This is a genomic window from Mycobacterium sp. E1715, assembly GCF_001667625.1.
Taxonomy (GTDB): domain Bacteria; phylum Actinomycetota; class Actinomycetes; order Mycobacteriales; family Mycobacteriaceae; genus Mycobacterium.
Genome location: NZ_LZJJ01000143.1, coordinates 1 through 11,223 on the forward strand (window position 1 = coordinate 1; position 11,223 = coordinate 11,223).

General features: G+C 70.0%; 13 protein-coding genes and 1 pseudogene. 1 reads left to right on the top strand and 13 read right to left on the bottom strand.

Translation table 11 applies throughout. The annotated features are described in order from the left end of the window. The 12 genes from A9X03_RS07870 to A9X03_RS07925 all read right to left on the bottom strand — a co-directional run. On the bottom strand, window positions 1-380 hold a 380-nt coding region (locus A9X03_RS07870), incomplete at its 3' end, for a YceI family protein (protein WP_197696033.1). Window positions 381-412: 32 nt separating this feature from the next. Further along, entirely contained in the window at window positions 413-802 is a 390-nt protein-coding gene (locus tag A9X03_RS07875; RefSeq protein WP_067757055.1) for a nuclear transport factor 2 family protein, read from the bottom strand. A 67-nt stretch (window positions 803-869) separates the two neighbouring features. Then, window positions 870-1,208 carry a DUF6285 domain-containing protein gene (locus A9X03_RS29715; RefSeq protein WP_067757052.1) on the bottom strand — a complete coding sequence of 113 codons (339 nt, stop codon included), beginning with the start codon at window positions 1,206-1,208 and terminating at the stop codon, window positions 870-872. Beyond that, a complete protein-coding gene (locus A9X03_RS07885) occupies window positions 1,208-2,194 on the bottom strand; it encodes a phosphotransferase family protein (RefSeq protein WP_067784558.1) in 987 nt (328 codons plus the stop codon). Before A9X03_RS07885 ends, A9X03_RS29715 begins: the two co-directional genes overlap by 1 nt. Further along, a complete protein-coding gene (locus tag A9X03_RS07890) occupies window positions 2,191-3,426 on the bottom strand; it encodes an acyl-CoA dehydrogenase family protein (RefSeq protein ID WP_067784555.1) in 1,236 nt (411 codons plus the stop codon). Before A9X03_RS07890 ends, A9X03_RS07885 begins: the two co-directional genes overlap by 4 nt. Window positions 3,427-3,436: 10 nt before the next feature. Continuing rightward, window positions 3,437-4,051, bottom strand: a complete 615-nt coding sequence (locus A9X03_RS07895; RefSeq protein WP_067784553.1) for a TetR/AcrR family transcriptional regulator — start codon at window positions 4,049-4,051, stop codon at window positions 3,437-3,439. Next, window positions 4,051-4,947: a hydroxymethylglutaryl-CoA lyase gene (locus A9X03_RS07900; RefSeq protein ID WP_068260480.1), complete on the bottom strand. Its 897-nt coding sequence runs from the start codon at window positions 4,945-4,947 to the stop codon at window positions 4,051-4,053. Before A9X03_RS07900 ends, A9X03_RS07895 begins: the two co-directional genes overlap by 1 nt. Then, window positions 4,944-6,149 (bottom strand): CaiB/BaiF CoA-transferase family protein, encoded by a 1,206-nt coding sequence (locus A9X03_RS07905; protein WP_067784546.1) that lies wholly within the window; start codon window positions 6,147-6,149, stop codon window positions 4,944-4,946. The genes A9X03_RS07900 and A9X03_RS07905 overlap by 4 nt, the downstream gene beginning before the upstream one ends. Then, the gene (locus A9X03_RS07910) at window positions 6,146-7,327 is read right to left on the bottom strand and encodes a S9 family peptidase (protein ID WP_067757038.1); all 1,182 of its coding nucleotides are present in this window, start codon (window positions 7,325-7,327) and stop codon (window positions 6,146-6,148) included. The genes A9X03_RS07905 and A9X03_RS07910 overlap by 4 nt, the downstream gene beginning before the upstream one ends. 2 nt (window positions 7,328-7,329) lie before the next feature. Further along, a complete protein-coding gene (locus A9X03_RS07915) occupies window positions 7,330-8,421 on the bottom strand; it encodes a homogentisate 1,2-dioxygenase (RefSeq protein ID WP_067784543.1) in 1,092 nt (363 codons plus the stop codon). A gap of 162 nt (window positions 8,422-8,583) precedes the next feature. Next, complete coding sequence (locus A9X03_RS07920) at window positions 8,584-9,555, bottom strand: NADPH:quinone oxidoreductase family protein (RefSeq protein ID WP_067757032.1); 972 nt, start codon at window positions 9,553-9,555, stop codon at window positions 8,584-8,586. A gap of 22 nt (window positions 9,556-9,577) precedes the next feature. After that, on the bottom strand, window positions 9,578-10,576 hold the full coding sequence (locus tag A9X03_RS07925) for an acryloyl-CoA reductase (protein WP_067757029.1): 999 nt from the start codon (window positions 10,574-10,576) through the stop codon (window positions 9,578-9,580). A 22-nt stretch (window positions 10,577-10,598) separates the two neighbouring features. On the opposite strand from A9X03_RS07925, the pseudogene A9X03_RS07930 reads away from it, so the two are divergent. Then, window positions 10,599-10,964: pseudogene (locus A9X03_RS07930) on the top strand (aldo/keto reductase); the annotation flags it as partial. Here A9X03_RS07930 and A9X03_RS28315 read toward each other — a convergent pair. Next, complete coding sequence (locus tag A9X03_RS28315; protein ID WP_369831182.1) at window positions 10,878-11,207, bottom strand: aldo/keto reductase; 330 nt, start codon at window positions 11,205-11,207, stop codon at window positions 10,878-10,880. The pseudogene A9X03_RS07930 and the gene A9X03_RS28315 sit on opposite strands and share 87 nt — an antisense overlap. Between the last annotated feature and the right edge of the window lie 16 nt (window positions 11,208-11,223).

Here is an 11,223-nt window from a genome sequence, read left to right on the forward strand (position 1 = left end):
GACAGCGGCAGCGGCGCGGTCACGCCCTTGATGGTGAAGGCGGCCCGGAGGTCGGCGGACTTGCCCTTGGTCGGCTGCACCGCGGTGACGACGACGCTGATCTCACCGAAGCGCTCGACGTCGAAGAAATCGGCCGAGCGCAGGTGCTTGTCGCGACGCCCGATGCCGGTGTCCAGGGAGGCGGCGCGGATGTCGAGGCGGCCGAAGACCGCCCCCGTGCCCGTCAGTTGGCCGTCTCCGCTGAACTCGGTGAAGCGGCCCTTGACCCGCACCAGACCCCACATGTTCCTGATCTTGAAAGTGATGGTCGAGCGGTTCGGGACGAGGTTCCACACGCCGGCCAGGTCGGGATCGTTGAGAAGTGTTTCCAAAGTCGTCATCGTCACCCCCATCTGTCGTGGCGAATCTAACGTCAGCCGAGCAACGGCGCGATATCTGCGGGGTCGAAGTACTCGTCGATCCGGTCCAGCCGGCCGTCGCCGCCCACCCTGATCACGATGCAGACCCGCATCGAGATCGATTGTCCGGCATGACCGGTGGCGTGCAGGACGTGTTGTTGGACGAAGCCGCCCTCGAAGAATCGCCGGTCCAGGATTTCATAGCGGCGCTCCGTCGTCGCGGTGATGAACCAGTCGATGACGCGCAGCGCGCGAGCCTTGCCGTCGTCGCCGCGCGCGCCGACTCGCCAGACCGCGATGTCATCGCTCCACATCCCGTCGACCGCCGCGTAGTCGCCCTTCTCGATCGCCGTGAACAGGCGGTCGGCCGCGTCGGCCACGATCTCCACACTCGCACCGGCCATGGCGACTGCTCCTATCTCGATGGCCCGGCTCCTTCGCGCGCCGCTGCACGGCCGCGTCGTCGCCCGGCTATTCGGTGTCGTATCCGGGGTGCGCCACCGCCACCCGGCGGCGCACCAAGGTGCGCAAGCACGCGGTGACCTCGCGGGCCCGCCCGTCCATCTCGCCGGCCCGTATCGCGGCGGCCAGCTCTTCCTCGTCGGCGAACCCAAGGTCGGCCAGCGCGGCGCGGGATTCGGCGTCGCTCTCGTCGAGAAGCTCGCGCTCGACGATCCGCAGCGCGTTGGCGGCCACCCGCGCGTGGAAGTTCACCTGCCCGGTGGTGGCCGCCCGCACGTCGGTCTCGAGGAACTCGGCCACCGCGGCCACCAGCTCGGCCGCGAGCGGGCGGCCGTACGCGCCGATCATCAGGCGGCCCCTTCCAGCAGGTCGAGCAGGTCCCACTCGGTCTCGCACACGCGGCGACCGATCGTGGCGAGCTCCACCGAGCGGAACTGGCCGCTCAGGTGCCGCTCGGCCTGGTAGCGGCAGATGACGCCCCAGCGCAGGGTGGCCAGCACGAGCCACCAATGGAACGCCGCCCGGTCGACGGTGGTCCCGCCGGCTTGCTCGTAGTCCCGCAAGAAGCTCTCGATGCTGCCGAGGCCGCCGGCGCCGAGGCTGGCCGGGGCGCCGAAGCGCCAGGCCCGGATGCAGAACCAGGCCAGGTCGTCGTAGGGGTCGCCGCGGTGCACCAATTCCCAGTCGAGGACGGCGGCGAGGCGGGCCCCGTCGACGATGAGGTTGCCCATCCGGTAGTCGCCGTGCACCAGCACGTCGGCCGATGACTCCGGTCGGCGCGCCTCGAGCCAGCGGAACGCCCATTCGAAAGTGGCCGTGGTGTCACCCATCGCGTCGAGCCGCTCGCGCCACTGCTCGAGCGGATCCTCGCGGGCCAGGCCGGGGATGCCCGGGTCGGCGCGGTGGATGGCCGCCAGGGCCTGTGCGCATTGCCGCAGCAGCCCGGCGCGGGCCGCCTGCCCGCCGGCCTCGTCGAGTTGGCGCTGGATGCGCCGGACGATCGTCTCACCCTCGATCGCGTCGCAGATCAGGAACGGATTGCCCAGGGCGGCAGGCGAATCGTCAGCGAGGAGGACGTGGGGGACCGGCGCGCCTGCGGCAGCGGCGGCGGCCTGGGCGCGTGCTTCCAGCTCCATGCCGGCGTGCACGTCGTCGGGCGCGCCCGTGCGCAGGATCAGCGCGTGGCGTCGCTCGCCGGCGACGGCGTTGAACGCCCACGTCGAGCGGCTGGCGCCCCCGGTCAGCGCGCGCAGGTTCTCCACGGCGACGTCGGCGCCGAGGACCGGCGCCAGCGCCGCGGCGATCTGGGTGGCCAGCTCCTCGGTCGACGTCACTTGCCAAACTTAAACAGCCGCTGGGCCACCCGGCGAATCTGGATCTCCTCGGCTCCCTCGGTGATCCGGTAGCGACGGTGGTGGCGGTAGATGTGTTCGAACGGCTCGTGCCGGCTGTAGCCCAGGCCGCCGAAGATCTGCATGGCCCGGTCGGCGGCGTCGCAGACCAGTCGGTTGGCCCGGTAGTTGGCCATCGACACCTTGTCCGAGACCTCCATGTGGTGGTCGCGGTCCAGGTGCCAGGCGGCGTAGTGGACGAGCAGCCGCACCATCTGGGCCTCGGTCTGCAACTCGGCCAGCGGCCATTGCACGGCCTGGTTGACCGACAGCGGCTTGCCGAACACCGTCCGCGTGCCGGCGTATTCGGCGGCGCGGTCGATGCAGTACTGGGCCGCGCCCAGGCTGCTCGCCGCCTGCCGAATCCTGTTCTCGTGCAAGAAGGTCTGCGCGACCTCCAGGCCGCGGTCCACCTCGCCGAGCACCGCGTCGGCCGGCACCCGGACGTCGGTCAGCGCCACCTCGCCGTGATCGGTCGGCATGTTGAACGTCCACCAGTAGTAGGGCACGTCGAACCCGGGCGCGTCCGTCGGCACCAGGAACGCGGTGATGCCCCGCGCCTGGCCGGCCTCACCGGAGGTGCGGGCGAAGACCAGGTCGTGAGTCGCGCGGTGGACGCCGGTGTTGAACCGCTTGGAGCCGTTGATGATCCAGCCGTCACCGTCGGGTTGGGCGCGGGTCTCCAGCCAGGTGGCGTCCGAGCCGTGCTGCGGCTCGGTGAGCCCGAACGCCATGGAACGTTCCCCCGTGATCAGGGCCTCGGACCATCCCCGCCGTTGTTCGTCGGTGCCGAACCGCTCCATCATGATCACCTGCGGGAAGTTCCCGACGATCGAGGATTCGTTCTGCAGATCGTTGTGCAGGCCAAGACCCTTGTGCGCCAGGTGTTCCCGGATGACGGCCATGTCGACGTTGGTGCCGTCCCGGCCGCCCAGCGACGACGGTAGCCCGTAGCGCAGCCAGCCCGCCTTGTCGGCTCGCCGGCGCATCTCGGCGAGCAGGTCCTCCCACTCGCGCGTCGGAATGCCGTCGTTGTCCCAGTCGGTGCGGGCGTGTTCGCGGCGCTTGTCGAAGTACTGGATGTGCTCGCGCTCCAAGGGTTTGATCTCGGCCTCGATGAACTCGTCCATCTCGGCGAGCAGACCCGGAAGGTGTTCGGGGAGTGTGAAGTCCACAGGTTTCTCCTTACGTGCCGTAAAGCGTTTTCTTCCAGATCGTCGACAGGGTGGCGATGGCGTCCTCATCGCTGATCTTGATGCCCAGGTTGGAGGGGCCGACGAAGACGGTGGTGAAGTTCTCGAACAGCAGGGCGATGGCCGCCGCGGTGTGTTGCGGGTCGAGCTCGGTTCCGTAGCCCTGGTCCTGGGCGCGGCGGACGGAGGCGGCGACGATGTCCATGCCGAAGCGGCGGAACTCGTTCTGGACGGTCGCGAAGCGCCGCTGGGTGGCGGCGAGCTGGGCCACGGCGATCATGATGCCGATGTTTTGTTTGAACATGTTCCAGTAGCCGGTGACCACCGCGGTGAAGAACGCGTCGTCGTCGGGCGATTCGGGAAGCTCGACGCTCAACCCCGACGGTGTGACGACGTCATGCAGGAACGACTCGGCCAGCGCGGCGAGCAGGTCCTCCTTGTCGGCGAAATACCGGTAGAACACCGCGGGCGAGCGGCCCGCCGCCGACGTGATGTCGGCCAGCGTGGTGCCGTGAAAGCCCCGTTCGGCGAACAGCTTCCGGGCGGCCTGCTCGATGGCCTGCCTGGTTTGGCGGCCCTTGGCGGTCAGCGCGTCCGGGGCGGGCATCAGGTCCGGATCCGGTCGCCGGCGCGCAGCAGGGCGCTCGGCAGGTCGTGGCCCACAGCCGATTTGGCGACTTCGGCGGCGGCGATGGCGGCCTGCAGGTCGACGTCCACGCCGATGCCGCTGTCGGACAGCAGGTACACCAGGTCCTCGGTGGCGATGTTGCCGGTGGCGCCGGGCGCGAACGGGCAGCCGCCCAGCCCGCCGACCGAGGCGTCCAGCCGGGTCACCCCGGAGCCGACCGCCGCGTACGCGCTGGCCAGCCCGGAGCCGCGGGTGTTGTGGAAATGGCCGCCAAGCGGCAGGTCGCCGATCACCGGACGCAGTTGCGCGATCAGCGAACTCACGCGCCCCGGCGTGGCGGTGCCGATGGTGTCGGCGATCGACAGGCGGTCGGCGCCCCGGCCGCGGGCGGCCGCGGGGATCTCGAGCACGCGCTCGGGCGGGGTGGGGCCCTCGAACGGTGAGTCCCACGCGGTGGCGATGACGACCTCGACGGTGACGCCGGCGCCGTGCGCGATCGCGACGATCTCGTCGATCGCCTCGGTGGCCTGCGCGCTGGTGCGGCCGACGTTGGCCTTGCTGAACGTGTCGTCGGCGGCCACCACGTACTCGATCGAGCGCAGGCCCGCGGCCACCGCCCGCTTGGCCCCGTTGGGACTGGCCACCAAGGCGGAGAACTCGATGTCGGGGTAGTCGTGCAGGTGGGCCGCGAGCTCGGCGGCGTCGGCCATCGACGGCACTTTCGTCGGCGAGACGAACGCCGTGACCTCCACCTCGCGGACCCCGGTGGCCGCGATCGCGGCCAGCAGTTCCAGCTTGGCCGACAACGGGATCGGCGCCTCGATCTGCAGACCGTCGCGCAGCGCCACCTCGCGGATGGCCACGTGCTGGTTCACAGCACCTCCTCGGCGCGCAGCTCCGCGAGCTCCTCGGCGGTCCTGCCCAGCAGCCCGACGTAGACGTCGTCGTTGTGCTGGCCCGGCCGCGCCGGCCCGGCGTTGCGCACGCGGCCCGGGGATTCGGAGAGCACCGGCACGATGCCCGGCCCGAGAACGTTGCGCCCGATCCGTTCATCGAAGTGCTCGACCAGCATGCCGCGGGCCCGCAGCTGCGGGTCGTTGACCACCTCCGCGACCGTGTTGATCGGACCGGCGATCACCCCCGCGGCACTGAGGGTTTCGATGATGTCAGCGGGCCGGCGTTCCGCGGCCCACGCGCCGATGATCTCGTCGAGCTCGTCCTGGTTGCGGCCGCGCGCGCCGTGGGTGGCGAACCGGTCGTCGATGGCCAGCTCCGGGCGGCCCATCGCCTTGCACAGCCGGGCGAAGACGGTGTCCTGGTTGGCGGCGATCACCACCCACGAGCCGTCGGCGCTGCGGTAGATGTTGGACGGCGCGATGCCGTCGAGCCGGGTGCCCGACGGCCCGCGCACCACGCCGGCGAGGTCGTAGTCGGGGATGGTGGATTCCTGTACGGCCAAACAGGATTCGGTCAACGCGACATCGACCACCTGGCCGCGCCCGGTGATGCCGCGGCGGTACAGCGCGGCCACCGCGCCCTGGGCGCCGAACATGCCGGCCAGGGTGTCACCGAGCGAGAGCGCGAGCCTGGGCGGCGGGCCGCCGGGGAAACCGTTGAGGTGGCGCAGGCCGCTCGCCGCCTCGGCGACCGAGGCGTAGCCCGCCTTGTGCGCGTCGGGTCCCGTCTGCCCGTAGCCCGACACCCGGACAAGGATGATGCCCGGGTTGCGGGCGCTGAGCACGTCGTAACCCAGGTCCCATTTCTCCAGCGTGCCCGGGCGGAAGTTCTCCACGACGACGTCGGACTTCGCGACCAGCTCCAGGAACAGTTCGCGGCCGCGGGGCTTGCGCAGGTCGAGGGTGATGGCTCTCTTGTTGCGCGCGTGCACCGTCCAGAAGACGTGCTCCCCGTCGGCCTCGGCCTGGCCCCAGGTGCGCAGCGGGTCCGGGGCGCCGGGGGGTTCCACCTTGATGACGTCGGCGCCCATGTCGCCCAGCAACCGTCCGGCGAACGGGCCCGCGATCAGCGTGCCCAGCTCGAGCACCCGGACGCCGTCCAGCGGCCCGGTGGGCGTCACTGCGCCCCCGCGAAGTCGTGCCGGACCAGCCAGTCGGTGACGAGATCGACGGCCGCGCGCAGCTTGTCGCGCTGGTCGGGGCCCGCGTAATAGTGGGTGGCGCCGGGGATTTCGTGCATCTCCTTGTCCTGGTGCCCGATCGCGTTGAACAGCCGCCTGGTGTGGCTGGGCGTGCAGGCGTCGTCGGCCAGATTACCGATGACCAGCGCCGGGACCGCGATGTCGGGCCCGCAGGCCACCCCGTCGCCGCGGGCGTCGTCGTAACTCCATTGCGAGAGCCAGCCGCGCAGCGTGGAGAAGCGGGCCAATCCGACCGGGCTCATGTTCACCACCTGAGGATCCCCCAGGTAGCAGGTTCCCGGGACGCGTTCGTTGGGATCGACGGTCGGGTCCAGCCAGCGCGGGTCGGCCATGGTGCCATGCACGACGAAGCAGAACTCGTCTTGCTCGCGGCCGGCCGCCTTCAGCTCGGCGAGCTTGTCCTTGACCCACGCGGTGATGCGCCGGTTCCGCATCACCTGTGCGTTGCGGTACCGGGCCAGGAACTCCTGGCTGTAGGGCGGCTGGTTCGGGTTGTCCGGGTTGTACAGGTCCAGCTCGGGATCGCGCTTGGTCGGATCGGATTCGTCGAGGATCGACGCGTCCAGCCATTCGGTCAGCGTGCCATGCCGGCTGATGTGCGCGGCCAGCAGCATGATGCCGTCGGCGGCCGGCAGCTCCAGGGCGGTCAGGTCGGGGCCGTCGCCCGACGGGCTCGACGTGATGGTGGGGTGCTGGGCCTGCTGCTGGTAGAACATCGACAGCGAGCCACCGCCACTCCACCCGGCCAGCACCACCTTGGTGTAGCCCAGCCGCTTCTTCGCGTCCTTGATGCACTCGCCGAGATCCTCGACCACCTTCTCCATCAGGAGCGCCGAGTCGGTGCCGCGGAACCGGCTGTTGCAGTAGATGACATGGTGGCCGGCCCGGGCCAGCGCGTTGATCATCGGCAGGTAGGCGCCGCCGCCGATCGGGTGCATGAACACCAGCACGGTGTCCGACGGCTTGTCTTTCGGCTTGAGCAGGTAGCTCTCCAGCACGGTGATCTCGGCCAGGCCGCCGTACACGTCGCGGACGCCGGAATCGTTCTGGAACGCAATGAGATAGGGGATTCGCTCGTATTCGTGGCGGGTCGTCATGGTCAGTGTTGTCCTAGGTCGTGCGCCAGCACCTCGGCCGACGGGGTCAGTCGCCGGCGGGTGTCGACGGCGATCACTTGCCAATCGACGCGGGAGTACTCGTCGAACTTGCGGCGCGCCCGTTCCCGCGCCTTCTCCGGTGCGCCGTGGTGAACGCCTTGCGGCGCATGGGAAATCAGGCCCGGCGGCATCGGGATGCCGTAGAGCGAGCCGCCGTGGAAGAAGGCGATCTCGTCGTAGTCGACGTTGCGGTGGTACCACGGCGTGCGCTCGGTGCCGGCCACGCCTTCGGCGGGCTTGGGCAGGAAGTTCATCACGTAGACGCCGGTGGCCTGCATGAAGAGGTGCACGGTCGGCGGCAGGTGCACGCTGTCGGAGGTGACCACGTTGTAGTCGTCGATGTTGAAGGTGAACGCGAAGTTGTCGCCGCGCCAACCTTCGACGTCGAGCGGATGGTGTTGGTAGAACAGGGTCGTCGGGCCGCCCTCGTGCATGAGCCGCACCTCGTATTCCTCGCGCCCGTCATCGTCGATGGGCGCCGGGTCGGGGATCGTGGCCTGCGACGGGTCGAACGGGAAGTGCCGGCCCAGTGGCCCGGGCGGCGGCACCCGGAACTCGTCGGTCGCCTCGACCATGAGCAGCGTCGTCTCCTCGTCGGGCACCTGGCGCCAGGTGCACGCCTTCGGCAGGTAGAGCCAGTCGCCCCCTCGGTAGCGCAGCGGCCCGAACTCGGTTTCGACCAGGCCGGCGCCCCGGTGTACGAAGCACAGCAGGTCGCCGTCGACATGGCGGACGAAGAACGGCATCGGTTCGTGGCGACGGCTCAACAGGATTCGGCAGTCGGCGTTGCTGAACATGAGCAGCGGACCGCCGTTGGCGTCGGTGGCGTCGGCGGGCTTGAGCTGTTCCGCGAGCACGTCGACGGGGCGCAGCGGACCGACCGACCGGTAGGCGGTGGGGTCGTGGCGGCGGTACAGGTTCGCGGTGCGGCCGGTGAATCCGTCCCGCCCCAGCTCGTCGTCCTTGAGCCCGTCGAGGTCGGCGTGCAGGCGTCGCGGCGTCTTGCCTTTTCGCATGTGGACGAAGGATTCCATGGCTGACCCCCGGGGGCTCGCTGGGACAAAACTGAAAGTGACATTACTTTTTGTTTCTGGCCGGCACAAGGGCCCGGCCCTCCGCGAGACATAATCCATTGCGACCCGACACGGCGTGTCTTCGCTGACGTTTATGTGTCGCCGATCGACCGGCACATCGCGTCAGTCGCGGACGCGCACCACGACCTTGCCCTTGGCGGTGCGGTTCTCCAGCGACGCGACCGCGGCGGCGGCCTCGTCCAGGGGGTAGACCTCGGGGGTGGGGGCGGCCAGCTCGCCCGAGCTGAGCAGCTTCTCGAGGCCGGCCCATTGCTCGGCGAGCGCGTTCGGATGCGTCGCCGTCCAGGCGCCCCAGCCCACGCCGACCACGTCAATATTGTTGAGCAGCAACCGGTTCACCTTCACCGTCGGGATATCCCCGCCGGTGAAGCCGACGACGAGCAGCCGTCCGCCGGGGGCGAGCGAGCGCAACGAGTCGGTGAAGCGGTCGCCGCCGACCGGGTCGAGTATTACGTCGACGCCGCGACCGCCGGTGAGCTCCTTGACGGCATCCTTGAACCCGTCGGCCAACACCACGTCGGTGGCCCCGGCGGCCGTCGCGACGTTCGCCTTCTCTTCCGTGCTGACCACCGCGATGGTGCGCGACGCCCCGAGCAGCGACGCCAGCCGCAGCGTCGACGTCCCGATGCCGCCGGCGGCGCCGTGCACCAGCACCGTCTCGCCCTGGGCCAGCCGGCCCCGCACCGTCAGCGCGAAGTACACCGTCAGGTCGTTGAACAGCAGGCCGGCGCCCGCCTCGAAGCTCACGTTGTCGGGAAGTTTGAACACCCGGTCGGGTTGCAGGATCGCGACTTCGGCCATGCCGCCGGACAGCATCGTCAGCCCGACGACCCGGTCCCCGGCCCGCACGTGCGCGCCGTCCGGCGCCGAGCGGACCACGCCGGCGATCTCGGCGCCCAGCACGAACGGCGGCTCGGGGCGGTACTGGTAGAGGCCCCGGGTGAGCAGCGCGTCGGGGAAGGCGGCACCGGCCGCGTGCACCTCGACGACGACACCGTCACCCGATGGTTCGTCGATCTCCGCCACCTCGATCGCGTCCGGACCGTCCAGCCGAGTCACCCGCGCAGCACGCATGGTCGGACAGCCTACTGCCGACTCAAAAACCGCCGGCGACCCGCACCACCGCCCGCCCGGTGAACTTGCCGGCACGCACCTGATCCAGCACATCGACGACGTCCTTGATGTCGACGTCGCTGGTGAGCAAGTCGAGGTGACGCGGCCGCAACGAATCACCCAGCAGCGCCCACAGTTTGCGGCGCCGGCCGATCGGCATCTGCACCGAATCCATGCCCAGCAGCGCCACGCCGCGCAGGATGAACGGCATCACCGTGGTGCGCAACGCCGGCCCGCCGGTCAGGCCACTACAGGCCACCGCCCCGCCGTAGTCGACGGCGCTGAGCACGTCCGCCAGCGTCGCGCCGCCGACGCAGTCCACCGCGGCCGCCCACCGCGCCTTGGCCAACGGCCGCGGTTTGGCGTCGGGATCCTCGGGCAGTCGGCCGATAACCTCCGCGGCGCCAAGCTCTTTCAGCAGCCCGGCGGCACCCTCTTTGCCGGTCGAGGCCACCACCCGGTAGCCCGCGGCGGCCAACAGGTCCACACTGACCGAGCCCACGCCGCCGGAGGCGCCCGTGACGACCACTGAGCCGGCGCCGGGTTCGATGCCCCAGTCGATCAGCGCTTGCACGCTCATGGCGGCGGTGAAGCCGGCTGTCCCGATCGCCGCGCCCTCGTGCGGGCTCAGCGCGCCGAGCGCGACGACCTGGTCGGCCGGCAGTCGCACGTATTCGGCGTAGCCGCCGTGGTGGCCGGTGCCGATCTGGTATCCGTGCGCCAGCACCTGCTCGCCGACGGTGAAGTCCGCCGAACCGGATTCGACGACCTCGCCGGTCAGGTCGATGCCGGGCACGACGGGGTAGCTGCGCACCACGCCGCCGCCCGGGGTCAGCGCCAGCGCGTCCTTGTAGTTGACGCTCGAATAGAGCACCCGGATCGTCACCTCACCGGGTGGGAGGTCGGAGCGGCTCAAAGTCTCGACCGAGGCGGTTATCCGGTCACCATCTTCGCGGGCGACGAGCGCTTGAAACGTGTCCATGCACCGACGCTAACCTCACCGTATGGATTCCTTTCCACTCGGTCGCTTTTCGGTCTCCCGGGTGGGCTTCGGCGCGATGCAGTTGCCGGGGCCCAACGTCTTCGGCCCGCCGCGGGACCGCGACGAGGCGCTCGCCGTGCTGCGCCGGGCCGTCGAACTCGGCGTCGACCACATCGACACCGCCCAGTTCTACGGTCCCGACGTCGCCAACGAGCTCATCCGCGAGGCGCTGCATCCCTATCCGGAGAACTTGGCGCTGGTGAGCAAGGTCGGCGGCCGGCGCGACGACAGCGGCGCCTGGTTACCGGTCGACGAGCCGGCCGACTTGCGCCGCGACATCGAGACCAACCTGCGCACGCTCGGCGCCGACCAATTGGCCGCGGTCGACGAGGTTGAATGCGTTTTGCACACAGGCGACTTCGGTGCGCTCCAAGGCGCGCAGCAGGTGATCGCGGTTGACGTTGCTCAACCCGATCCCCCCGATCAGTCCCGCGTCGCGGGCTTCGATCATCACCGACAGCTGGTCGTCGAAAAGCTGATCCGGCCCGTCGCTTTCGAACACGCGCAGGTTGACCGCGGCCAATTGGTCGGCGCCGAGCGTGCGCAGGTTGGTCTCGATGTCGCGGCGCAAGTCGGCCGGCTCGTCG

Excerpts from the sequence above, each read along its gene's own strand:
- A9X03_RS07875 (WP_067757055.1), bottom strand. The coding sequence starts at position 802 with ATGGCCGGTGCGAGTGTGGAGATCGTGGCCGACGCGGCCGACCGCCTG.
- A9X03_RS29715 (WP_067757052.1), bottom strand. The coding sequence starts at position 1,208 with ATGATCGGCGCGTACGGCCGCCCGCTCGCGGCCGAGCTGGTGGCCGCG.
- A9X03_RS07895 (WP_067784553.1), bottom strand. The coding sequence starts at position 4,051 with ATGCCCGCCCCGGACGCGCTGACCGCCAAGGGCCGCCAAACCAGGCAG.
- A9X03_RS07910 (WP_067757038.1), bottom strand. The coding sequence starts at position 7,327 with ATGACGACCCGCCACGAATACGAGCGAATCCCCTATCTCATTGCGTTC.
- A9X03_RS07915 (WP_067784543.1), bottom strand. The coding sequence starts at position 8,421 with ATGGAATCCTTCGTCCACATGCGAAAAGGCAAGACGCCGCGACGCCTG.
- A9X03_RS07920 (WP_067757032.1), bottom strand. The coding sequence starts at position 9,555 with ATGCGTGCTGCGCGGGTGACTCGGCTGGACGGTCCGGACGCGATCGAG.
- A9X03_RS07925 (WP_067757029.1), bottom strand. The coding sequence starts at position 10,576 with ATGGACACGTTTCAAGCGCTCGTCGCCCGCGAAGATGGTGACCGGATA.